Origin of the sequence: Flavobacterium hibernum (genome assembly GCF_000832125.1) — a bacterium.
Lineage (GTDB): Bacteria > Bacteroidota > Bacteroidia > Flavobacteriales > Flavobacteriaceae > Flavobacterium > Flavobacterium hibernum.
The window spans coordinates 64637-88321 of record NZ_JPRK01000015.1; the positions used below are offsets into that span (position 1 = coordinate 64637).

The following is a 23685-nucleotide window of genomic DNA, read 5'->3' on the forward strand; positions in this document are numbered from 1 at the left end:
TTTATTATGAAACTCGTTTTCGCTTCAAATAACACAAACAAAATCAAAGAAATTCAAAGTATTCTAAATGGATCCATACAATTATTAAGTCTTGATGATATTGGATGCCATGAAGAAATTCCTGAAACGGCAGATACTATTGAAGGAAATGCCATTTTGAAAGCCAATTATGTAACAGAAAAATTTGGTTATGATTGTTTTGCAGACGATACAGGCTTAGAAGTTACGGCTCTAAACGGCGAACCTGGTGTTTATTCTGCCCGATATGCAGGAGAACAACGTAATGCCGATGATAATATGAACAAACTTCTAGACGCATTAAAAGATAAATCAGACCGCAGCGCCCAGTTCAAGACCGTTATCGCTCTAAATCTAAACGGAAAGCAACATCTTTTTACTGGAATTGCAAAGGGAGAAATTACTTTAAATAAAACTGGTAATCAAGGTTTTGGATATGATCCGATTTTTCAGCCGGAAAATTATACAGAAACGTTTGCCGAATTACCTTTGGAAATAAAAAATAAAATTGGTCATCGCGGAAAAGCAACTCAGCAACTAATTGATTTTCTGAACACAACCAAATAATTGTTTAAAATACAACATTTTAGAGCGCTAAATTGATATTTCACGACGTTTTTTTTCTGAAAATTATTCAATTTGTTACTCAAATGATTTTATCATAAACATAACTTTTTGATAATCAAATCATAACAAATACATAATTCTTAAAATTGCATTAGTTTATATGAATAATTAACAGTAATTTTGCACCCTATTTTAAATACATATATGAATAAATTTGAACAATTAGGATTGAATGAATCGTTACTGAAGGCGATTTTAGATCTAGGATTTGAAAATCCGTCAGAGGTACAGGAGAAAGCGATTCCCCTATTATTGGAAAAAGACACAGATATGGTTGCGTTGGCTCAGACAGGGACGGGGAAAACGGCAGCTTTCGGTTTTCCGCTAATTCAAAAAATTGATGCTGACAATAGAAACACACAAGCATTAGTTTTATCGCCAACACGAGAACTTTGTTTACAGATTACCAACGAACTTAAAAACTACTCAAAATACGAAAAAGGTATTAATGTGGTAGCAGTTTACGGCGGGGCTAGTATTACAGAGCAAGCTAGAGAGATTAAAAGAGGGGCACAAATTATTGTGGCTACTCCGGGGAGAATGCAAGACATGATTAACAGAGGTTTAGTAAACATTAAAAATATAGATTACTGTATTCTTGATGAAGCTGATGAGATGTTAAACATGGGATTCTATGAAGACATCGTATCTATTTTATCAGATACTCCAGATCAAAAAAACACATGGTTGTTCTCTGCAACTATGCCACAAGAGGTTGCTAGAATTGCAAAACAATTCATGAGCGAACCAGTTGAAATTACTGTTGGAGCTAAGAACTCAGGTTCTGCAACAGTATCTCACGAATTTTACTTAGTAAATGCACGTGATCGTTACGAAGCTTTAAAACGTTTAGCCGATGCAAATCCAGATATTTTCTCTGTGGTTTTCTGTCGTACTAAAAGAGATACACAAGCTGTAGCTGAAAAATTAATTGAAGATGGATACAGCGCTGCTGCATTGCACGGAGATTTATCTCAGGCGCAACGTGATGGTGTAATGAAATCTTTCCGTGGAAGACAAATTCAGATGCTTGTTGCTACTGACGTTGCTGCACGTGGTATTGACGTTGATAATATTACTCACGTAGTAAATTATCAACTTCCTGACGAAATTGAAACTTACAATCACCGTTCTGGACGTACTGGTAGAGCTGGAAAATTAGGAACTTCTATTGTAATTGTTACAAAAAGTGAGTTACGTAAAATTTCTTCTATCGAAAGAATCATCAAACAAAAATTTGAAGAAAAATCTATTCCATCTGGAATTGAAATCTGCGAAATTCAATTGTTGCACTTAGCAAACAAAATTAAAGATACTGAAGTTGATCACGAAATTGACAACTATTTACCAGCAATCAACAATGTTCTTGAAGGTTTATCTAAAGAAGAGTTGATTAAGAAAATGGTTTCAGTAGAATTTAACCGTTTTATTGCTTACTACAAAAAGAACAGAGATATTTCATCTCAAGCAGGTGAAAGACGTGAAAGAAGCGATTCTGAACCAAGAGAATTCAATAATAATGGAGCAGTTCGTTATTTTGTAAACATCGGTTCAAGAGACAATTTCGATTGGATGACTCTTAAAGATTACTTGAAAGAAACATTAGACTTAGGTCGCGATGACGTTTTCAAAGTAGATGTAAAAGAAGGTTTCTCTTTCTTTAACACAGATCCTGAGCACACTGAAAAAGTAATGGAAGTATTAAACAACGTACAATTAGAAGGACGTCGTATTAATGTTGAAATTTCTAAAAATGACGGTGGTGGAAGACGTGACCATAACGGCCGTAGCGGTGGTGGACGTTCTTCTGGAGGCCCAAGAAGAGAAGGTGGCGGAAGTTTCGGACCAAGACGTGAAGGTTCTGGTGGCGGTGGCTTTAGAAGCGACAGAAACTCGGCTCCAAGAGAAGGTGGTTTCAGAAGCGACAGAAACTCATCTGCTCCAAAAAGAGAAGGTGGTTTTAGAAGCTCAGCTCCAAGAAGCGAAGGTGGTTCTGATAGAGCTCCAAGACGTTCTGAAAGCTTTGGTGATTCACCAAGACCAAGAAGACCAAGAAGAGACTAATTAAGTCAATATCTTAAAATATAAAATCCCAAATTCCAGACATAATTGGAATTTGGGATTTTTTTATACTAATAATCTTTCTCCTTGCCTCTTTTTAGTTAAATACTAAAAGCAACACATCTATCCTTTGTTAATTTTCTTATAATTATATTCGAAGACTGCGAAATATTTAATCCCTATTTACTACTTTTAATGCTTTAAATCAGGATATGAAATATTTCGCAGTTTTCTTTTTTACATTACTATCAGCCGTTACTTTTGCACAAGACGTTGAGTCTACTGTACCACAAAGAGTTTCAGGTTATGTTATTAACGATAATACGAAGCAACCTCTTGCAAACGTAAATATCATTAACACAAATAAAGTACGTGGTGCAAAATCTGATGCAAAAGGATATTTTGAAATAGATGTTCAGGCAAATGATACTATTCACTTCTCTATCTTGGGTTTTCAATCCTTAAGAATCAGAGTAACAAATGACTGGATGAAAAATAAAGTAACCAGAATTCAACTTACAGAAAAGGCTATTGCCCTTGAAGAAGTTATCATTGCTCCTTTTAACTTAACCGGATATCTTGAAGTCGATTCAAAATTAATTCCTACCAAGGAAAACTATCGTTACAGTATTTCTGGTCTTACACAAGGCTATGAAGCTGGTGAATATTCTCCAAACGCTTTTGGAAAAGTATTGGGTTCTATTTTTAATCCTGCCGATGTTCTCTATGGTTTTTTTGGTAAAAATGGAAGAGAACTCAAGAAACTTAAAGAAATGCGAAAAGATGACACAGTACGAAATTTATTAGAATCTAAATACGATCGCGAAACTATTTCGGTTCTTTTAGGAATTAGTAAAGACGAAATTCCAGACATTTTACAACGCTGCAACTATTCAGATTCATTTATTCAGACTGCAAATGACTTACAAATTATGGATGCCATTAGCGGATGTTACGAACAATATAAAGTATTAAAGCGAAATTAAATTTTTACTAAAAACATACAATAATCCTCCTTACATTAGTATCGAGGATTTTTTTATTTTAATGGCTTTATCTTTTAACAAAACTATGAGCGGAATACCTTTTCAAACTATAGACTGGAATAAAATTGTAAAAACAGAACATCCCGGAACATCTGGAATTGCATACTCTCAAACACTACAACTGGGAGGTTTACGTATTCGAAAAGTTTCTTATTCTGAAAATTATATTGCAGATCACTGGTGCCAAAAAGGACATATAGTACATTGTCTCGAAGGAAATTTTAGTACTGAATTTGAAAATGGCCAAAAAGTGAAACTCACAAAAGGAATGTCTTTCATTGTTTCTGACAACTTAAGTTCTCACCGCTCTGTAAGCAATACCTATACTGAGTTACTAATTATTGATGGTGATTTTTTAAATCAATAATTCGAGATGAATTAAACTTTAATCCCTATATTTACTAATCCCGAAAGGGAAATAACTAAATCAAAATATCATGTCAAAAAGTCAAGACGCGAAGAAAACGGTTAAAAAAGAACCGTTAAAAACAGCAAAAGAAAAGAAAGAAGAAAAAAGAGATAAGAAAAACAATCCTAAAAGAGATTAGTTTTTTTTAAAAAAAAATTTTCAATCGCGGTCGCAGTTTTCTTTTTAAAATCAAAACTGCGACTTAATATTGAGTTTTTCCTCAACTACAATAAACGAATACTTTGACCAGATACTGATACTTTTTTTTAAGTGCCCAATTTTAGATATATCGATAATTTAAAATTAGAAGCAATGCAAAAAAAATACATTTTAAAGATTACGCCTTTGCTATTTCTCTTTTTTTTTAGCAGCAAAAGCTTCTCACAACATACTGATTTAGTAGATGATTCTCAAACTCAAGTCCTAGCCGATTCTACTAAAAACTATATCATTCCCGACGCAACAAGCAAAGGAATGAAATGGTCAAGAACTCACAATAAGTGGTTTACCGCAAAATTAGGATTCGCTCCTATCTTAGATTATAATGCCAATTTTCAAAATCAGGACAGTAAAAATCAGATTGGTAAACAAGAAAGTCGATTTGACATTAGAAGCGCCAGAGTTATGGTGAGCGGAAAAATTAACTTCAAAAATCCTTGGAAATACTTGATAAGCGTAGAATACAAAGGCTTAGACAGAGCCGATGATGCGAGCAATTTTGGTATAACCGATTTTAAAATTGTTATTCCTTTATCTGAAAATAGTCAGTTAGATTTCGGAAAAGTCAAAGAAACTTTTGTTTACGAAATGGTTGGAGACGCTGCCAACTTACCTCAATTTGAACGATTATTAAATCCTTTTTTCAATAGCAGAAATATTGGTGTAATTTATCGTCATTATTTATTGAACAACAGAATTTCTCTTTCTGGTGGAATTTTTAAAAATTGGCCTGCCAGTGACAAAAGTTTCTCCAACACTGACAATACTTTTACAGCCAGAATTACAGGATTACCAAAATGGCAAAATGACGGAAAAGAGTTTATGCATGTGGGAATTGGTTTGCGCTATGTAGACGCTAAAAATGATATTATCAGATTAAAAAACAAAAACGAATCAAATATCACCACTACCTATGTTGATACCGGAAATATGGATGCTTCGCACCAGTTTAATTTAAGCATGGAACAACTTTGGAGTTTAGATAATTTTTCGGTTTTAATGGAATATGTTCATAACTGGACCGCAACAAACGATTTAGGCACGCAGCAATTTAGCGGTTACTATGTAACAGGAAGTTATGTTTTAAGCGGAGAACAACGACCTTACGATCAGAAAGCAGCTTATGCTCGCAGGATAAAACCAACAGGAAAATATGGAGCATGGGAAATATTTGCACGCGTTGGAGCAAATGACCTAGAAACCAAAGAAATTCATGGCGGAATAAATAATCGTTATGATTTGGGATTGAATTGGTGGGCAACTCAATATTGGAAAGCTGGTCTTGTTTATGGAATTGGTAATTTAGAAAAAGACGGAATTACAGGAGTAACCAACAATCTTCAATTTCGAATTCAATGGATATATTAGAAGAATTTTCAGTCTCAGTTTTCAGTACTATTAAAACTGAATACTCAGACTGAATATTGAGATTTTTTCACTTATACTATTGTGCGAAAAAATTGATTCAACTTTTCCTCGCTCCATCAGCCCAAGTAAAAATTATAAACGAATCTGATCAAAACCTATAAAATCTTACTAAAAAATATCACATATACAGCTAGTTCGTTAAAAATAAGTTTGTTTCATTTTATAATTTGAAACACTTTCAAGTTTAAATTCTATCAGTAAAATCTTAAAATATCATATTTTTGGTTTAGAGGTTTTTCTTTTTTTAATACAAAGAAAAAACAACCGCTAAAAATGCTCCAAATCAAACAATCTAATTTATCGCCCCTATACAAGTCTAAATACCAAAGATTAGATTAAATAATATTGATTTTTAACCATTATTATCCAAATAAACTATGAAGACAAACAAAGTATTAATCAAAAAGCCAAACATTCGGTCAGTTTTTACAGCTCTATGTTTTTTAGTAATGACAGCAATTGGATATTCCCAGAAAAGTCCAAATATTATTATTTTGCTCTCAGATGATACCGGTTGGGGAGATTTAGGTCCCTATGGTGGTGGTGAAGGTCGTGGAGCTCCAACTCCAAATATCGACAAAATGGCTAAAGAAGGTATTCAGTTTTGGTCATTTTATGGACAACCAAGCTGTACTCCTGGAAGAGCAGCCTTAATAACCGGACGAATTCCAAATCGAAGCGGAATGACGACCGTTGCATTTCCCGGAGATGGTGGCGGTTTACCAAAAGCAGAATGGACATTAGCCTCTATACTAAAACGCAAAAACTATAGTACTTTTTTTGCCGGAAAATGGCACCTTGGTGAAGAAGATTATTCTATGCCAATTGCACAAGGTTTTGATGTGATGAAAAATGTAACGTTATATCATTTAAATGCCTATACATATACAGACCCAGAGTGGAATGCAGATATGCCTGATGATATTAGAGCAACATGGGTCAAAGGAACAAAAGGAGCTTTGGAAGGCGAAGCTGGAAAACCATACAGAGAAGTTCGAAAAATTGACGGTAAAGTAATTCCATATCTAGATCAATATACAGAAGAAGAATCTGTAAAATGGCTGAAAGAAAATGCGAAAAAAGATAAACCTTTTTTTATGGAAATCTCTTTTGCTAAAAACCATCAGCCAAACATTCCACATCCAGATTTTGCGGGGAAATCACCGGGTAAAAATAAATATGCGGATTGTATTGTTGAATTAGATACCAGAATTGGCCGCATTATGGATGAAGTAAGAAATCTAGGAATTGCCGAAAATACTTTAATTATCTATACAGTCGATAACGGTACATGGCAAGATGTATATCCTGATTGTGGATATACTCCGTTTAGAGGAACAAAAGGAACTGATCGCGAAGGCGGAAGCCGTATTCCAACTTTAGCATGGTGGCCTGGGAAAATCAAAGCAGGAACTCAAAATCATGACATATTAGGGACGCTTGATTTTATGGCAACATTTGCTGCTTTGTCTGGGCAAGAATTACCAACGGTAGACAGAGAAGGCAAACCAACAATTTTCGACAGTTATGATATGTCGCCAGTTTTATTTGGTACAGGAAAATCAAAACGAACAATGTGGTTTTATTTCACTGAAGATGAATTATTGCCAGGAGCAATAAGAGTTGGAAAATTTAAAGCAGTTTTTAATTTACGTGGTGATAACGGTCAAGCAACAGGAGGTTTAGCGGTAGATTCTAATTTAGGTTGGAAAGGGGCAGCAAGTTATGTAGCAACTGTACCTCAAATATTTGACTTATGGGCAGATCCGCAAGAGCGCTATGATTTATTCATGAACAACTTTACTGAGAAAACTTGGTTCTTACCAACTATTCAGAATATCATTGGTGAATTTGCTAAAACTTATGAAAAATATCCACCTCATGTAGTACAAAGTAACCTATATCCTGGTCCAATTACTATCGATAATTATTTGAAGCTTAAAGAGGCACAAGAGAAATTAAAATCCATATCAACTGCTAAAAGAAGTGGTGGTGGTTGATTTTAATTACCATTTTAAAAATTTATAAAAAAATAACCCGACAGGTTTCAAAACTTGTCGGGTTAATTATTTTATGCACTAATTATTTTACTGGAATATTCGAAAGAATTTCTAATACAAATTTCCAATATTTTTGAGCAGACGATATACTTGCTCTTTCATCAGGAGAATGCGCACCGTGAATAGTTGGTCCAAAAGAAATCATATCCATATCTGGATAATTTGTTCCTAAAATTCCACATTCTAGACCAGCATGACAAGCTACAACTTTTGGTTTCTCTCCGTTTTGTTTTTCATAAATACCAACCAAAGTATCTAAAATCTCAGAATTTACATTTGGTGTCCAACCCGGATAAGAACCTGAAAGTTCCACTTCGCAACCCACTAATTCAAAAGCAGAACGCAAAGCATTTGCCAAATCAAATTTTGAAGTTTCAACAGATGAACGTGTTAAACATCCAATAGATATTTCACCATCTTTTATAATAACTCTAGCAATATTGTTTGAAGTTTCCACTAAATCAGCCATATCAGCGCTCATTCTGTAAACGCCGTTATGAGCAGCATAAATAGCTCTGATAATCCCTTCCTGAACTCCTAAATCCATTACTTTCTTTGGCGTATCGCATTTTACGATTTCAATAGTAAGATTTGGTTCAGTAGTTTTGTATTCAGTTTTAATATCGTTGATGATTTCCTGCATATCAAAAATATACGCTTCATCAAACATTTCAGAAATAATTACTTTCGCAACACTTTCTCTTGGAATCGCATTTCTTAAGCTTCCACCGTTAATTTCTGCCACTTGCAAACCAAAGTTTTCAAAAGCATCAAATAACAAACGGTTCATAATTTTATTAGCATTCCCTAAACCTTTATTGATATCCATTCCTGAGTGACCACCATTTAAGCCTTTTACGGTAATAATATGCCCTACAGAACCTTCCGGAACTTCTTCTTCATTATAAGACCTTGTAGCCGTTACATCGATTCCACCTGCGCAACCTATATCAATTTCATCATCTTCTTCAGTATCAAGATTTAATAAAATCTGACCTTGAAGAATTCCTCCTTTTAGGTTTAAGGCACCAGTCATTCCAGTTTCTTCATCAATTGTAAACAAAGCTTCGATGGCCGGATGTGGAATATCTTTACTTTCCAAAATTGCCATAATAGTTGCTACTCCTAGCCCATTATCAGCACCAAGTGTTGTACCACGAGCACGAACCCAGTCACCGTCTACATACATATCGATTCCTTGTGTATCGAAATCAAAAACAGTATCAGCATTTTTTTGGTGCACCATATCAAGATGCCCTTGCATTACAATTGCTTTACGATTTTCCATTCCGGGAGTTGCCGGTTTACGAATGATTACATTTCGAATTTCGTCTTCAAAAGTTTCCAAACCTAAGCTATTTCCAAAGTTTTTCATAAACTCAATAACACGCTCTTCTTTTTTTGAAGGACGTGGAACGGCATTCAAATCAGCAAACTTATTCCAAAGTGCTTTTGGTTCGAGATTTCTTATTTCTTGACTCATTATATTTTGTTTGAAGTTTAACAATTAAGAAGCCCAAAGTTACAAAGTTTAAGCGCTTTTTCGCCACGAATTTCACGAATTATAATGACTCTAAAGTTAAACAAATCAATAATTAGTGAAAGTTCGTCAAATTCCTGGCGAACATTTTTTAAACATTCAATTTTGTAATTATATTTACGTATTAAAAATTCAAATCGTGAGAAGAAAGTATATACTTCCCTTATTCTTATTAATTCAAATCATCTTTTTAAAAATTCTACGCTTTTTCCCAGATTTTGTCGAAGGATTTTACAGCAACAATTTATTTGTTAGGATTTCGCACTTCTCCAGAACACTTTTAGGAAAAGTTCCATTTTCTGTAGGCGATTGTATTTATGCTCTTTTAATCTTATCTATAGTAATTTGGTTTTGGAAAATTCGAAAAACATGGAGAACAGATTGGAAAGATCACCTTTTAAAAATATTAGGTAAAATTTCTGTTTTTTATTTTTTCTTCCATCTTTTATGGGCTTTCAATTACTATCGTGAACCTCTTTTCGAAAAAATGGAAATCAAAAGAGAATATACTGATACTGATCTTTTAGCTTTTACAAAAAGACTAATTGTTAAAACCAACGAAATTCAATTTCAGATTACTAAAAATGATAGCGCCAAAATTGTTTTTCCATATTCTCAAAAAGAAGCCTTCAAGATGAACTTGAATGGCTATAACAATCTCGCCAAAGAATATCCGTTTTTTAAATATGAAATACCAAGCGTCAAAAAATCACTTTTTAGCGTGCCTCTAACCTATATGGGTTTTGGTGGTTATTTAAACCCTTTTACAAACGAAGCACAGATAAATTCTTTGCTTCCTATGTATAACTACCCCCAAACAACGGCTCACGAAATGGCGCATCAAATTGGTTTTGCCAGCGAAAACGAATGTAATTTTATTGGTGTCTTGGCTTCTGTAAAAAATGATAATCTCTACTATCAATATGCAGGGTATAGCTTTACATTGCATTATTGTCTAGGAATTTGGAAGTATAAAAACGAGAAGATTTATAATCAATTAAAAAAATCTGTACACGTTGGAATTTTAAAAAACTATCAGGAAAGTCAGGATTTCTGGAAAAAGTATGACACTTTTCTTGATGAAGGTTTTTACTTTCTATATGATAATTTCTTAAAAACAAACAATCAAAAAGACGGAATGGATAGTTATAGTAAATTCATTGATTTGATGGTGAATTATTATAAAACTAGAAAACTTTAATTCTACCACAGATTAAAAAGATTTAAAGGATTTCATTTTAGAATAAAAAAAAACACTTCAAATCTTTTTAATCTGTCGCAAAAAAATAAAAATTACTGTAACAAAACCTATCGCAATACTACTAATACATTATGAGCGAAAATCTAGAACAGTCGTTTGTTGCGCAATTGCAGGCAAACCAGAATATAATCCACAAGATTTGTAGATTATATACTGCTGGCGAAGATGCTCACAAAGACTTGTTTCAGGAAATAACAATTCAGCTCTGGAAAGCGTATCCAAAATTTAGAGGCGACAGCAAATTTTCGACCTGGACGTATCGTGTTGCTTTAAATACCGCAATTACCTTATACCGAAAAACCAAACGAACCATATCGACAATAGAATATGAAAGTCATCAGCATTTTGTAAAAGATGTTGACTACAATTATGAAGAAGAAGAACAGATTAAATTGATGTATAAAGCCGTTTATCAGCTTAATGACATCGAAAAAGCATTGGTTTTTATGTATTTAGAAGACAAAGATTATCAAGAAATAGCTGAGACCTTAGGAATCAGCGAAGTGAATGCTCGTGTGAAAATGAATCGAATTAAAGGGAAACTTAAAAAAATATTAAATCCTTAAAAATTATTATGAAAGAACTGGATTTACTAAAAAAAGACTGGAAAAAGAACTCAAATTCTTTTCAACAAATTTCTGAAACTGAAATTTACAAAATGATTCATAAAAAGTCTTCTTCGATTGTGAAGTGGATTTTAATTATTAGTCTTTTGGAATTTTGTTTTTGGACGTTTTCAAACTTATTTATCAATACTGATGATTTATTACGAAAAATGAATCATCCTGAAATTGTACTGGCTCTTGATATTTTAACCTATTTCAATTACGCCGTTGTATTGTTTTTTGTGATCAATTTTTATAAAAATTATAAAACAATTTCTACCACCGTTGCTACAAAATCCTTGATGAATGCTATTTTAAAAACCCGCAAAATAGTACAGTATTATGTATGGTATAATCTTGGTATGCTTGTAATTATTTCGATTTTTAGCTATTTTATTGCTTTTGTTTACAATCCAGATTTTGCATTTTTTAGAGAAAGATTAGAGTCAGATGGTAAAGCAATGTTTTTTACAGTCGGAATTTTAATTCTAACAATACTTGGTTTGCTGGGTATTTTCTGGTGTATTTACAGATTGCTATACGGAAGATTGCTGCACAGATTGTACGCAAATTATAAAGAGTTAAAGAAGATTGATTTCTAAGAAAAAGCACAAAGTTACAGAGGAACAAAGGTTCAAAGGTTTTGAAACTTACAATTTTTAAATCTAAATTCTAAAATCAAAAATCTAAAATTTAATACTCCCATCTTCTTAGTTTATTAAGTTCTTCCTGTACTTTAATTTCTTCAGCTGGAATAACTTTTAAAAACGATGGATGTTGCTCGATTGCGTATTCTACTTTTTCAACGATTTCATCAATCGTATCGTTTTCATAATCAATATCAAGAGGTTCTTTGATAATGAATGATTGCAGAATTCCTTTTTTCTTCATTCGTAAACCTTTTTTATCAAACGAACGACGAAAGCCGTCAATTACAATAGGAATTACAATGGGTTTATGTTGTTTAATAATATGTGCTGTTCCTTTACGAACGGGTTTAAACGACTTTGTTGTTCCTTGCGGAAAAGTAATAACCCATCCATCTTCAAGAGCAATTCTAATATTTTCGGTATCATTTGGGTTTACATCGCGTTTTTCAGTAACATCTACACCTTTTGCACGCCAAGTTCTTTCGACAGTAATAGCACCAACATAAGCCAAAATTCTTGGTAACAAACCTGCTTGCATGGTCTCTTTGGCTGCAACATAATAAATATTCATTTTAGGTTGCCACAAGTAACCAATATTCTTAATATTATCCTGACGTCCGCTTAAACTTGCGTTAAACACATGAAACATCGCTACAACATCAGCAAAATAAGTTTGATGATTTGATATAAACAAAACATTTGTATCCGGAAGCGTTTTAATAATTTCAGATCCTTCGATTTGCAAATCATTAAAACCTCTATATCTTCGGTGAGTCATGGCGCCCAAAATTCGGATTAACCATTTCTTGATGAATAATATATGTCCAAAAGGATTTCGTTTAAACAATCCCATAGCTGTTTATTGTGTTTTTTTGTTAGGACGCAAACATACAAAAATTATTCTTTTAGCAATACTAATAAACTATTTCGGAAAGAAATTGTTATTATAATGAATATCAAATTGTTAATTCTAGCTTTTTATTTATTTTCTTCAAAGGTAATCTTCAAAACATCTCTCAATTCACTTAAAATCATAGCGGTTGCTCCCCAAACGACATGATTTTGAATATTAAATGCAGGAACTAAAATATTATTGCCGTAAGATGTTGACAATGTGGCTTCGATAATAATTTCATCATCTAAAAAAACAGAAAGAGGCAGTTCTATAATACCCGCAACTTCTCTGATATCGGGATAAAACTGAAGTTCCTCTTTTGAAATTCCTAAAAAAGGATGCACCAAAAAATTACTTGGCGGAATATACATTGGTGAAAATTGCTTAATTACTTCTATTTTATTTGGTGCAATACCTACCTCTTCATGTGTTTCTCGCAAGGCTGTTTCCGCATAATCAACATCTGTATTTTCATATTTTCCGCCTGGAAAAGCAATTTGCGATGAATGAACTCCATTGTAAGCATTTCTAACAATTAAAACTAAATGTGTTTTTCCATTTTTTGGATAAAACAACATCATTACCGCAGCAATTCTAGGATTCTCTGCTTTAAAATCAAGTTTTTTTAAGGCTTCAATACGTTCTTTGGGAGCCATTTTAATATGTGCTAACGTTGCTGGCAGTTCAACCGGAATTAAATTAGGAACATATTGTAAAAAATCTTGAAAATCCATAAGCAAAGTTTATTTTTGTACTTTCAAATAAAATATAAATATACTCTAGAAAACGCGTTTCTACAAGTTTTCTAAAACCAAAGCCATAAAAATGTACAGCAAAGAAGAATCACAAAGAATAAAAAGAGAGTTTTGGGTGGCTTTCGCCGAAAAATATCCACGCAAATGGGTTCTTTATGACACGAAGATTAAAGATTTCTCTTTTAAGTTTTATGTTGACAATAAAAAAGCACAGGTTTTTATCGATATCGAACAAAGAAGCGACGAAAAACGAACTGCTTATTTTGAAAAAATTGAAGCTCTAAAAAATATTCTGGAAGAAGAATTTATCAAAGATTTGGTCTTTGAAAAAAATTACACTTTAGAAAGTGGTAAAACTATTAGCCGAATTTGGACTGAAATTCAAGGTGTAGGTTTTAGTAACCGAAATAATTGGGATACTATTTTTGAATTTTTCAACGAAAAAATGCACGCTCTTGAGATGTTCTATTTAGAATATGATGAGTTTATTAAGGATATTGATTCTTAAAAAAAGATACTAAGATACTCAGATGCTAAGGCACTAAGTTTTTTTTATATAGTAAACCCGACAGGTTTTTAAGATCTGTCGGGTTTATTAGTTTATAGCGTTTTCTAAAATCACACAGTAATAATATTATAAACAATAATGTGATCGTCGTAGTTAATGTAAAGTTGCTTGCGGTAATCTTGTTTTTTACGCGTAATTATAGAAAGTTTACAGTCTTTTCCATCATTATCTTTGCACATAAAAGAGTAAACAATATCGGTATCATTTTCTTCACGCTCAATATAATCCAAAATACTAAAAAGCTGAATTTCTTGCGAATACACGACAATTCTATGTTTATTGGTATCTAAAATTACCGATAAATTGACTAGGTCAAGATTCGACCATTCGCCCCATTTCCCTCTTTCGTTTTTCTCTAATACACTAAATCCTGATGTTTTAAAGTGATACGACTGGCTTTGAACTTGTTGCAGACCAAATCCTAAAAAAAGTAATAATATATAATTTCGTATGGAATTCATGTTATATTTCTAGCAGGTAATTAAAACTCAAATTTAGCTTTTTCTAAACAAGCAACTTCAAAATCTGCTACCATTTCTTGAATAATTTGTTCTACAGGTAAAATTTCATGAATTAATCCAGCGATTTGACCAATCTCTAGTTCTCCCTCTTCAAGATCGCCTTCAAACATTCCTTTTTTTGCTCTTGCTCTGCCTAAAAGCTGCACTAAATCTTCTTTCGAAGGACATTGTTCATACAACTCCTGTACATCCTGATAGAACTTATTTTTTATCAAACGCACCGGCGCCAATTCTTTCAATGTTAATTGCGTATCTCCTTCTTTAACTCTAACGATTGTTTCTTTAAAGTTATTGTGAGCAGAAGATTCTATCGAAGCCGCAAAACGACTTCCAACTTGTACACCATCTGCACCTAAAACCATTGCAGCGAGCATTCCTCTACCCGTAGCAATTCCTCCGGCTGCAATAATAGGAATTTGAATTTTTTCTTTCACCATCGGAATTAGTGTCAGAGTGGTTGTTTCGTCACGACCATTGTGTCCACCTGCCTCAAAACCTTCGGCAACAATAGCATCAACTCCTGCTTCTTGTGCTTTTAAAGCAAAAACACTACTACTTACAACATGAACAACAGTAATTCCTTTTTCTTTCAAAAAAGAAGTCCACGTTTTAGGATTTCCGGCAGAAGTAAAAATAATCTTCACTCCTTCTTCGATCACAATATTTATGATTTCTTCGATATTTGGGTACAACATCGGAATATTGACACCAAAAGGTTTATCGGTTGCTTTTTTACATTTCTGAATATGTTCTCTTAAAACTTCAGGATACATTGATCCAGCTCCTATAAGTCCTAAACCTCCTGCATTACTAACGGCCGAAGCCAACTTATATCCACTATTCCAGATCATTCCGCCTTGAATAATTGGATATTTTATTTTAAAAAGTTCTGTAATTCTATTCATTCAAAAATGCTATTATTGTTTGATTATCTTTCCTGTTTTATGCAAACCATCAGCTTCAAAAGTATAAAAATACAATCCGCTTTTTAGCATTTCAATAGAAAGATTTGGGTTTTGATTGGTTATCTGCTTCTCAATTACTTTTTGCCCTAAAACAGAATAAATTGAAATTGAAGCTGTATCACTTTGGAACAAAAATGAAACTGTTGTTTGAACTGGATTTGGAAACACAGAAAAAAGAGATGAAGAAGTTTCAAAAGTCTCTACTCCTAAAGTAGCTCCAAAATTTGGAATTCCATAACCATAACTATTGTTAGGAGAATTATATCGATCTGAAGATGCCAAAATCATCTGCCTGATTTCTTTATTGGTTTTCGACGGAAAAGCCTGCCATAAACAAGCAATCATTCCTGCCATAATAGGACATGAAAATGAGGTTCCATCGGCGACTCTTATCGTTCCTAATGCATCTGAAATTACGGCGGAGCTTCCCAAAGCCATAACATCAGGTTTTATTCGACCATCATAACTTGGACCTATAGAACTAAAACTAGATTTTGTTTTTGAAGCTGTAACTCCTCCAACTGTAATTACCGAAACTGCATCTGCTGGTGCACCAATATGAGGCTCAGCTTTATTTCCTTCATTTCCTGCAGAGGCTACAACAATTATCCCTTTGCTAAAGGCGATTTCTGCACCACGAGAAATAAAATTTGTTGATCCATTCATATCACTATACAAATGACTATAATTTGGATTATCAAAAGCAAAATAACCTAACGAAGTGGTTATAATATCAACTCCTAAACTATCGGCTTTTTCCGCCGCTTCAACCCAATACGATTCTTCGACTGGAGTTTCTGTAGGGTCATATTCTGTAATAAACAAATAGTACGAAGCATCAGGCGCAGTTCCAACCAAAGCATTCTCCTTGTAACCGCCCATTGTCGAAAGCACCATAGTTCCGTGATCGTCCCCTGTATAGAAATTTTCGTTTCGGTTCACAAAATCATAACCTCCAAGAATCTGGTGATTATCAACTAATTTTTTGAATGGCTGAGCTGTATTTACTCCAGGAAATCCTGCATCCAAAACAGCAATTATTTTACCTGAACCTGTTTTATTTTGTTGATGTAAAATTTGCCCGTTAAGCATTTGAATTTGACTTCCTGATGATCCATAGGCATAATCAATTGTCGTTTTTAGCTTGTCACTTGTCTTATTAACTTGATCTGTCGAAACTTTTTTAGAAGTGGTATTTAAAGTTCGATCTGCAAAAACAACTTTATCTACAAATGAAAGCGATTTAAGAGCCAAAACATTACCCTGAGTTCCTTGTATATGAAGCGCATTTAACCATTTAGATTTTGCCTTTATAGTGATTCCTGAACTCAATTTTACCTGATTAATATAGGATGCTTCTATTGGAGCATCGGTACTATTCAAGGCAATACTTTGATTGGTTCTTCGCTCTAAAGACCGAGCCGAAAGCATATTTAATGGATTATCCAGATAGGATTGTGCATTTGGTTTACTCTTAAAGTATACCCAGGCATCTTCTTGCGAAAACATCACAGAAGAAATTAGAAGCAAAAATAACAAGAAATTGAACTTCATAATATACTTTTTTAAAAGGTTAAACCTATTTAAGAAAGTATAAAGCTATGAAATTACTCCCGAACCAACTAATTCATTATCGAAATACCAAGCTACGAACTGACCTTCAGTAATTGCTGACTGAGGCTCATCAAAACGAACATACATTCCGTTTTCGAATTGGTGCAAAGTTGCTTTTTGCAAAGGCTGACGGTAACGAATTCTCGCCATAACTTCTAAAGTTTCACCAACTTTTAAAGTTAAATCTGTACGAATCCAGTGTACTTCAGATTTATCAACGAATAAAGCTTTTTTAAACAATCCAGGATGATTGCTAGTTAAACCTGTATAAATTGTATTGGTATCAACATCTGTAGCAATAACAAATAACGGATCCGTAGTTCCACCAACATTCAATCCTTTTCTTTGTCCGTTTGTAAAATAATGTGCTCCTTGATGATTTCCCATTACTTTTCCCATTGTTGGAAGATAAGCAGGTTTTTGAGCCTCTATTTTCAATACTTCTTCTAAAGATAATCCAGCTGGTATTTCAACTGTATAAATTGGATCGTTTTTGTCAATTTGAATAATTTTACCTTCTTTTGGTTGTAATTTTTGCTGCAAAAATTCAGGTAAACGAACTTTTCCAATAAAACATAAACCTTGAGAATCTTTCTTCTCGGCCGTTACCAATTCCATTTCAGCAGCGATTTCGCGAACTTCCGGTTTTGTTAATGCCCCAATTGGAAATAATGCTTTTGACAATTGATCTTGCGACAATTGACATAAAAAATACGATTGATCTTTATTATTATCAGCTCCGGCAATCAATTGATACATTGGTTTTCCATCAACTTCAATTTCATTTTTTTGACAATAATGTCCTGTTGCAACATAATCTGCACCAAGACTTAAAGCAATTTTCATGAAAACATCAAATTTGATTTCGCGATTACAAAGCACATCAGGATTTGGAGTTCTTCCTTTTTCGTATTCGTTGAACATATAATCAACGATTTTTTCTTTGTATTCTTCGCTTAAATCGACAGTTTGAAACGGTATTCCAAGTTTTTCAGCTACTAATAAAGCATCATTACTATCTTCTAACCAAGGACATTCGTTAGAAATAGTAACCGAATCATCGTGCCAGTTTTTCATAAAAAGCCCAATAACTTCGTATCCTTGTTGTTGCAATAAATAAGCAGCAACACTCGAATCTACTCCACCAGAAAGTCCAACAACTACACGTTTCATTCTAAATCGTTTATATTTTTACAAGGGTGCAAAGATAAGCCGTATTTTTGATAATTGCAGTAGTTTTGATTAGTTTATGTAATGACATTGTAGATAAAACTTATTATGTTATTTGTTTGAAATAAATTAATTAAAACAGTTAATCAATTTAAAAACTATTTCTTCCAATTGTAATCTTTTGACCAAGCATAGAATTTATCTAATTCATCCTGATTTTTCTTATGCCATTTTACAACATCTTCAGTACCTGAATCAACATAGACGATATACGCAAAAGGTTCAATTAACTTTTTCTTTTTCATTTCAAGAAAATAGGGAACGAAAGTAGCCCAGTAAAAGCCATAATTATCATTCTTTACTTCGTCAAGAGATGCACAAATAGTTTCAAATTTTCTAATAAAATTCTCAACGTCAGTTTTCTTAATATTTTTTTTATCAAAATCTAAGGCAGCATCCATTGACAAAATCAGATCTGTTATCGAAAAATCATTTTCTTTTTTATTTGCTGTTCCTGTAGAATCAGGAAGGCTAGCTGCATTAATGTTTATGGAAATAGATTTTGTTCCGGTTTGGGTAACACCTTGCATTAATAAACTCTGTAAGCTTTTAAAGTTTTTCTTAGATCGAGATGTTTGCGGTTCTACAATTAAAAACCTTGAAAAGGCTAAAACTGCTGGAATTCTATGTTCCCCCATTTCAAGAGTTCCAATTGCATTTAAAGAACCTGCATGCTTTGGATTAATTTTAAGCGATTTCTGAAAACAAAGAATAGCATCATCACGCTTATTCATGTTAGCGTAACAAATTCCTTTATTAAAATATAATTGATAGTAATTAGGAAATTTCTCAATTCCCTCGTCATAGATTTTTAAAGATTCATCAGTCTTTTTTAAGTGATCTAATGAATTAGCATAACTTACATATAAATTACTAAGATCATCGTTTGAATGTGTTGCAATAGCCAATTTAGCAACTTTTATTGATTCATCATATTTACCAGTTGCGTTTAGAGACATTGCTTTTTCTGAATACGCAAGCAAATTATCCTTATCAACCTCTAATGCTTTACTATATTTATCGATTGCTCCTTGATAATCTCCTTTATCATGGAGTGCGACGCCTTCATTTATAAGCTTTTCAGCTTCAACTTGATTTTGCGCATAAGCACCTGAGAACAATAAAAATAAAAGTAAAGTTTTGATCTTCATAAAGATTAGTTTTTTAGATTATAAACTTAAGTATTTAATTTAAAATACCAGTTTTTAAAATAAAAATCTAATTCATTTTAGGCTTTGAATCTACTTGGTAACTGCTTTTGGGGTCGCTCATATTTACTTCTTTGGTTAATTTACCTTTTAAGTAAAACTGCCATATATTCGCTTTTTTTCCATTGACAAATTTCCCTTTTGAAGCTACAACTCCATCGGCGTCATAAAAAATGGCATCACCATTATATTCATCCTTTTTATAAGTACTTTGCTCTAAAAGAATTCCGTTTTGACCGTATTTTTTATAAATCCCCTCCTTTAAGCCGTCTTTGTAACTTACTTCTTCAGCAATTTTTGAGTTTGGATAATACACCGTTCTTGCACCTTCTAACTTTCCATTTTTATAATTTTCAAGCGTCATCAATACTTTAGAAGCTTTATGATAATACTTCCACTCTCCTTCATGCACTTTACCAAGTTCTTTTCCTTCACTTACTATATTCTTACTCTGGTCATAAAAAATAGTATACGAAGTTCCGTCATTTGCCGTAAAATCACGAGTTGCTAAAACATCTCCTTTTTTAGTGTCATCGAAAAATTTAAAAATTCCAGTTTCTTTTCCGTGATTAAAAGTTCCTTCATAACGAGGACGTTTTGAAACTTCGTATGTTCCTTTCCAAACGCCGTCTTTTTTTCCGTTAGCATCTACTTTATTAAACTCTTGAGAAAAGGCTACAGCACTAATAAAAAGTAAAATCCAAAAATTTTTCATAATTCAGTTTTCTATATAACAACAAAAATTCAGTTTTAGTATCGCAAAAGTATAACCATTTTGACTTTATTCGAAGCTCCAAACGATAATATTCACTTTAATTTCTGTTTAACCTTTCATTTACAATTACTTCATATAAAAACAGCGAAAACAAAAGCGAAACAAACATAATTAACTAAAAATCAACAACATAAAACACTAAACAAAACAGTTAAAATATAGCCAAACTTAATATTTGTTTAACTTTTTAGTCATTTTGTTAAACAAAATAAATAACTTAGTGGTAACAAACGAAAAAAAACTATATTATGAAAACAATCAAAATTAAATTAATTGCTTTATTAGCATTAATTGCTTTCGTCAGTATTTCATGTAACAACAACGATAATGATGATTCGTCTCAACAATCAAAAACAATCGTTTCAATTGCGAAAGCAAACCCTAATTTAAGCTCACTAGTTGCAGCTTTAGAAAAAGCAGATTTGGCAACTACACTGAATTCTTCCGGTACTTATACCGTTTTTGCACCTACCAACACAGCTTTTAGTGCTTTTTTAAGCGCTAAGGGTTATGCAAATTTAGATGCAGTTCCTGTTGCTGCTTTAAAAGAAATATTACTTAATCACGTTTTAGTCACCAAAGTAAAATCGACGGAAATTGCAACTGGCTACGTAAAAACTTTAGCCAAAGGAACTGCATCGACTTCAAACACATTAAGTATGTATCTGGAAAAAGGAACAGGATTCGATATTAATGGAGGAAAAACAAATGGAGGTGCTACTGTAACAACTGCTGACATTGAAGCTTCAAACGGTATCATTCATGTTGTTGATGGTGTAATTGGTTTACCTACAATTGTAAATCATGCCATTGCAAATAAAAATTTCACAACTCTTGTAGCCGCTTTGACTTACAATCCATCGTCCGGATTTGCCGGAATATTATCTGGAACAGCTAGTTCACCTTTCACTGTTTTTGCGCCAACAAATGCTGCTTTCACAAGTTTTCTAACTGAAACCGGATATTCAGGACTTGCCGCAATTCCTGCAAATGTTTTAGAAACAACTCTAAAATATCATGTGGTCGCAGGTGCCAATGTACTTTCAACTTCTTTAACGAACGGTCAAGTAGTAAGCACTTTTGCAGGACAAAATTTCACAATTGGATTGACAGGAGGGGCAAAAATTACTGATACAAATGGAAGAGTCAGTACTATTGTTGCAACAGATGTGCAGTGTTCAAACGGCATAATTCATGTGATTGACAAAGTCTTATTGCCAAAATTTTAAACAAAAAAAAACCGCTATTTACAGCGGTTTTTTTTTATAAAATTCTAATTATTTCTTTTTGCCTTTTGCAGCTTCTTGTTGCTCCATCACCTCTTGTAGACGTTGCTGAAACTTGCTTTGTTTTTTAGGCTCTTTCAATTTATTTTCTTGAATTTGAGCATGAATTTTATCACTGTCAACAATATAGTTTTTAATTACAAACATAATTCCAATTGTAATTAAGTTAGAGATAAAGTTATATAAACTCAAACCTGCACCATAACTATTAAAGAAAATTAACATCATTAATGGCGAAACGTAAATCATGATTTTCATCATTTTTGCCATATCCGGCATACCTTCTTGTTGAGGAGCGGCCATTTGCTGATCTCCAGATGTCATTTTCATATAAAAGAAAATCGCAATTGCTGCCAAAATTGGGAACAAACTAATGTGACTTCCGTATAATGGAATGTTGAATGGTAATTTTACAACAGCATCAAATGATGATAAATCGTCTGCCCATAAGAAACTTTTTTGTCTTAACTCAAAAGCTGACGGGAAGAACTGGAATGAAGCATACATAAAAGGAAGCTGAATCAATGCCGGAATACATCCTGCCATTGGGTTTACTCCTGCTTTGTTGTACAACTTCATTGTTTCTTGTTGTTTCTTCATTGGGTCTTTTTTGAATTTTTCTCCCAACTCTGTAATTTCAGGACGTAAAACTTTCATTTTAGCCTGAGACAAGAATGATTTATAAGTAATTGGCGACATAGCCAATTTAACAATAATAGTAAAAATGATAATGGCAATTCCTAAAGACAATCCCATTGTAGAACTTAAGAAACCGAATAATGGAATAAAAACCCACTTGTTAATCCATCCGAAAATTCCCCAACCTAATGGAATAATTTTCTCGAAATTTTTATCGTAAGATTTTAAAGTTTTATAATCAGATGGTCCAAAATACCAGTTCATTTTATAATCAACTTCTCCATTAGAAAAAGCTAAAGGAACTGTAGCTTTAAATTGTTTGATATAAGTTGTATCTATTATTTCATCTTTAACTAAATCATCAGATTGTAACTTAGATTTTTCGAATGGTTTATCGGTTGCTAAAATAGCCGCAAAAAAGTGCTGTTTGAAAGCAATGTAACTTACTTTTTCAGGAGTATCTTCTTTTCCAACACCATGACTTACTGAGCTGTATTTTTCATCACCATACTCATACTCAATTTGAGCATATCTCTTTTCAATAGAAACACTTTTTTCATTTCTATAACTCTTTAAATCCCATTGTAAATCTAATGGTTTTGAAGAATTTAAAACTTTATTTAATCCTTGAGAACGAATATCAAAACCAACTAAATAATCGTTTGGTTTCAATATATATTTGTATTCTAAAAACTCATTTTCGCCAGCTTTCAAACGCATAGTCAAAATTTGATCTGCTCCGTTTTTAGTTAACGTTGGCTCAAAATAAAGATCTTTAGAGTTTAAAGTTCTATTATCTGTTGTTTGTAATTGAATATTTAGATTAGAATTATTGTCTTTGATCAATTCTACTAATTGTCCAGAATTTTTCTCAAATCTTTTGAATTCTTTTAGAGTAGCTTCAACTATATAACCACCTTTGTTGGCGATTTTTAGTATCATCTTTTCGTTTTCAATAGTTGTAAAACCTTCTTTAGCAGAAGGAAGTGTAGCTGAATAAGCAAAACCTCCTAATGATTTTTGTAATTTTGCCAATTGAACTGTATCTCCCGGAGTTGCTGTAGCAGCAACTGGCAAAACAGCTGTTTTAGTTTTATCAGCCTGAGCTTGCGCTTCTTGCTTGGCAACTAATTCTTTCTTGGCTTTTTCAGCAGCAATCTCTTTGTCAGAAGGCTGATTTTGGTACATAATCCAAATCAAAATACCAAATATCAATACAAAACCAATGATTGAATTAAGATCAAATTTTTTTTCTTCCATTATAATTTAAAAAAGGTTATTCGTTTAAGGCTATTAGTTATGAGT

At 33.0% G+C, this 23685-nt stretch carries 21 protein-coding genes; 11 read left to right on the plus strand and 10 right to left on the minus strand.

The window, feature by feature from the left end:
• Positions 1 to 6: 6 nt before the first annotated feature.
• The 6 genes from IW18_RS17475 (at position 7) to IW18_RS17500 (ending at position 7808) form a co-directional block, all read left to right on the plus strand.
• Positions 7 to 585, plus strand: a complete 579-nt coding sequence (locus IW18_RS17475; protein ID WP_041519277.1) for a non-canonical purine NTP diphosphatase — start codon at positions 7 to 9, stop codon at positions 583 to 585.
• Positions 586 to 789: 204 nt separating this feature from the next.
• Positions 790 to 2709 (plus strand): DEAD/DEAH box helicase, encoded by a 1920-nt coding sequence (locus IW18_RS17480; protein WP_041519278.1) that lies wholly within the window; start codon positions 790 to 792, stop codon positions 2707 to 2709.
• Between the two features lie 209 nt (positions 2710 to 2918).
• A complete protein-coding gene (locus IW18_RS17485) occupies positions 2919 to 3692 on the plus strand; it encodes a carboxypeptidase-like regulatory domain-containing protein (RefSeq protein ID WP_041519279.1) in 774 nt (257 codons plus the stop codon).
• Positions 3693 to 3777: 85 nt separating this feature from the next.
• The gene (locus IW18_RS17490; protein WP_041519474.1) at positions 3778 to 4119 is read left to right on the plus strand and encodes a DHCW motif cupin fold protein; all 342 of its coding nucleotides are present in this window, start codon (positions 3778 to 3780) and stop codon (positions 4117 to 4119) included.
• A gap of 354 nt (positions 4120 to 4473) precedes the next feature.
• Positions 4474 to 5748 carry a porin gene (locus IW18_RS17495; protein ID WP_123902487.1) on the plus strand — a complete coding sequence of 425 codons (1275 nt, stop codon included), beginning with the start codon at positions 4474 to 4476 and terminating at the stop codon, positions 5746 to 5748.
• Between the two features lie 437 nt (positions 5749 to 6185).
• Positions 6186 to 7808, plus strand: coding sequence for an arylsulfatase (locus IW18_RS17500; RefSeq protein ID WP_084607981.1), 1623 nt, complete (start codon positions 6186 to 6188; stop codon positions 7806 to 7808).
• Positions 7809 to 7890: 82 nt separating this feature from the next.
• Here IW18_RS17500 and IW18_RS17505 read toward each other — a convergent pair whose 3' ends face one another.
• Complete coding sequence (locus tag IW18_RS17505; protein ID WP_041519283.1) at positions 7891 to 9351, minus strand: aminoacyl-histidine dipeptidase; 1461 nt, start codon at positions 9349 to 9351, stop codon at positions 7891 to 7893.
• 196 nt (positions 9352 to 9547) lie between these two features.
• Between IW18_RS17505 and IW18_RS17510 the strand changes: the two genes are divergently transcribed.
• From IW18_RS17510 to IW18_RS17520, 3 genes are all read left to right on the plus strand, one after another.
• Positions 9548 to 10609, plus strand: coding sequence for a DUF3810 domain-containing protein (locus tag IW18_RS17510; RefSeq protein ID WP_041519476.1), 1062 nt, complete (start codon positions 9548 to 9550; stop codon positions 10607 to 10609).
• 131 nt (positions 10610 to 10740) lie between these two features.
• Positions 10741 to 11235: an RNA polymerase sigma factor gene (locus tag IW18_RS17515; RefSeq protein WP_035648824.1), complete on the plus strand. Its 495-nt coding sequence runs from the start codon at positions 10741 to 10743 to the stop codon at positions 11233 to 11235.
• Between the two features lie 8 nt (positions 11236 to 11243).
• Positions 11244 to 11876, plus strand: a complete 633-nt coding sequence (locus IW18_RS17520) for a hypothetical protein (protein ID WP_041519284.1) — start codon at positions 11244 to 11246, stop codon at positions 11874 to 11876.
• 91 nt (positions 11877 to 11967) lie between these two features.
• On the opposite strand, the gene IW18_RS17525 is transcribed toward IW18_RS17520, so the two are convergent.
• Entirely contained in the window at positions 11968 to 12777 is an 810-nt protein-coding gene (locus tag IW18_RS17525; RefSeq protein WP_041519286.1) for a lysophospholipid acyltransferase family protein, read from the minus strand.
• A 125-nt stretch (positions 12778 to 12902) separates the two neighbouring features.
• Positions 12903 to 13553 carry an NUDIX hydrolase gene (locus IW18_RS17530; RefSeq protein ID WP_041519287.1) on the minus strand — a complete coding sequence of 217 codons (651 nt, stop codon included), beginning with the start codon at positions 13551 to 13553 and terminating at the stop codon, positions 12903 to 12905.
• A 91-nt stretch (positions 13554 to 13644) separates the two neighbouring features.
• Between IW18_RS17530 and IW18_RS17535 the strand changes: the two genes are divergently transcribed.
• Complete coding sequence (locus tag IW18_RS17535; protein WP_041519288.1) at positions 13645 to 14082, plus strand: DUF4268 domain-containing protein; 438 nt, start codon at positions 13645 to 13647, stop codon at positions 14080 to 14082.
• Between the two features lie 110 nt (positions 14083 to 14192).
• Here the strand turns inward: IW18_RS17535 and IW18_RS17540 are convergent, their stop codons facing one another.
• The 6 genes from IW18_RS17540 to IW18_RS17565 all read right to left on the minus strand — a co-directional run bounded on the left by IW18_RS17540 (position 14193) and on the right by IW18_RS17565 (position 20395).
• A complete protein-coding gene (locus IW18_RS17540; RefSeq protein WP_041519290.1) occupies positions 14193 to 14603 on the minus strand; it encodes a hypothetical protein in 411 nt (136 codons plus the stop codon).
• 20 nt (positions 14604 to 14623) lie between these two features.
• On the minus strand, positions 14624 to 15568 hold the full coding sequence (locus tag IW18_RS17545; protein ID WP_041519291.1) for an NAD(P)H-dependent flavin oxidoreductase: 945 nt from the start codon (positions 15566 to 15568) through the stop codon (positions 14624 to 14626).
• Positions 15569 to 15580: 12 nt separating this feature from the next.
• A complete protein-coding gene (locus tag IW18_RS17550; RefSeq protein WP_041519293.1) occupies positions 15581 to 17182 on the minus strand; it encodes a S8 family serine peptidase in 1602 nt (533 codons plus the stop codon).
• A gap of 45 nt (positions 17183 to 17227) precedes the next feature.
• Positions 17228 to 18415: a tRNA 2-thiouridine(34) synthase MnmA gene (gene mnmA, locus IW18_RS17555; protein ID WP_041519295.1), complete on the minus strand. Its 1188-nt coding sequence runs from the start codon at positions 18413 to 18415 to the stop codon at positions 17228 to 17230.
• Between the two features lie 155 nt (positions 18416 to 18570).
• Positions 18571 to 19623 (minus strand): tetratricopeptide repeat protein, encoded by a 1053-nt coding sequence (locus tag IW18_RS17560; RefSeq protein WP_041519296.1) that lies wholly within the window; start codon positions 19621 to 19623, stop codon positions 18571 to 18573.
• A gap of 67 nt (positions 19624 to 19690) precedes the next feature.
• Positions 19691 to 20395, minus strand: coding sequence for a toxin-antitoxin system YwqK family antitoxin (locus tag IW18_RS17565; RefSeq protein ID WP_041519298.1), 705 nt, complete (start codon positions 20393 to 20395; stop codon positions 19691 to 19693).
• Between the two features lie 308 nt (positions 20396 to 20703).
• Between IW18_RS17565 and IW18_RS17570 the strand changes: the two genes are divergently transcribed.
• On the plus strand, positions 20704 to 21684 hold the full coding sequence (locus tag IW18_RS17570; protein ID WP_041519300.1) for a fasciclin domain-containing protein: 981 nt from the start codon (positions 20704 to 20706) through the stop codon (positions 21682 to 21684).
• A 48-nt stretch (positions 21685 to 21732) separates the two neighbouring features.
• Here IW18_RS17570 and yidC read toward each other — a convergent pair whose 3' ends face one another.
• Complete coding sequence (gene yidC / locus IW18_RS17575) at positions 21733 to 23640, minus strand: membrane protein insertase YidC (protein ID WP_041519301.1); 1908 nt, start codon at positions 23638 to 23640, stop codon at positions 21733 to 21735.
• Positions 23641 to 23685: the final 45 nt, after the last annotated feature.

Bases quoted from the DNA above. Each gene is read 5' to 3' on its own strand.
- IW18_RS17545 (WP_041519291.1), bottom strand. From the start codon at position 15,568: ATGAATAGAATTACAGAACTTTTTAAAATAAAATATCCAATTATTCAA.
- IW18_RS17525 (WP_041519286.1), bottom strand. From the start codon at position 12,777: ATGGGATTGTTTAAACGAAATCCTTTTGGACATATATTATTCATCAAG.
- IW18_RS17505 (WP_041519283.1), bottom strand. From the start codon at position 9,351: ATGAGTCAAGAAATAAGAAATCTCGAACCAAAAGCACTTTGGAATAAG.
- IW18_RS17540 (WP_041519290.1), bottom strand. From the start codon at position 14,603: ATGAATTCCATACGAAATTATATATTATTACTTTTTTTAGGATTTGGT.
- IW18_RS17570 (WP_041519300.1), top strand. From the start codon at position 20,704: ATGAAAACAATCAAAATTAAATTAATTGCTTTATTAGCATTAATTGCT.
- mnmA (WP_041519295.1), bottom strand. From the start codon at position 18,415: ATGAAACGTGTAGTTGTTGGACTTTCTGGTGGAGTAGATTCGAGTGTT.
- IW18_RS17535 (WP_041519288.1), top strand. From the start codon at position 13,645: ATGTACAGCAAAGAAGAATCACAAAGAATAAAAAGAGAGTTTTGGGTG.
- IW18_RS17565 (WP_041519298.1), bottom strand. From the start codon at position 20,395: ATGAAAAATTTTTGGATTTTACTTTTTATTAGTGCTGTAGCCTTTTCT.
- IW18_RS17485 (WP_041519279.1), top strand. From the start codon at position 2,919: ATGAAATATTTCGCAGTTTTCTTTTTTACATTACTATCAGCCGTTACT.
- yidC (WP_041519301.1), bottom strand. From the start codon at position 23,640: ATGGAAGAAAAAAAATTTGATCTTAATTCAATCATTGGTTTTGTATTG.
- IW18_RS17560 (WP_041519296.1), bottom strand. From the start codon at position 19,623: ATGAAGATCAAAACTTTACTTTTATTTTTATTGTTCTCAGGTGCTTAT.
- IW18_RS17500 (WP_084607981.1), top strand. From the start codon at position 6,186: ATGAAGACAAACAAAGTATTAATCAAAAAGCCAAACATTCGGTCAGTT.
- IW18_RS17515 (WP_035648824.1), top strand. From the start codon at position 10,741: ATGAGCGAAAATCTAGAACAGTCGTTTGTTGCGCAATTGCAGGCAAAC.
- IW18_RS17520 (WP_041519284.1), top strand. From the start codon at position 11,244: ATGAAAGAACTGGATTTACTAAAAAAAGACTGGAAAAAGAACTCAAAT.
- IW18_RS17490 (WP_041519474.1), top strand. From the start codon at position 3,778: ATGAGCGGAATACCTTTTCAAACTATAGACTGGAATAAAATTGTAAAA.
- IW18_RS17480 (WP_041519278.1), top strand. From the start codon at position 790: ATGAATAAATTTGAACAATTAGGATTGAATGAATCGTTACTGAAGGCG.
- IW18_RS17550 (WP_041519293.1), bottom strand. From the start codon at position 17,182: ATGAAGTTCAATTTCTTGTTATTTTTGCTTCTAATTTCTTCTGTGATG.
- IW18_RS17475 (WP_041519277.1), top strand. From the start codon at position 7: ATGAAACTCGTTTTCGCTTCAAATAACACAAACAAAATCAAAGAAATT.
- IW18_RS17495 (WP_123902487.1), top strand. From the start codon at position 4,474: ATGCAAAAAAAATACATTTTAAAGATTACGCCTTTGCTATTTCTCTTT.
- IW18_RS17530 (WP_041519287.1), bottom strand. From the start codon at position 13,553: ATGGATTTTCAAGATTTTTTACAATATGTTCCTAATTTAATTCCGGTT.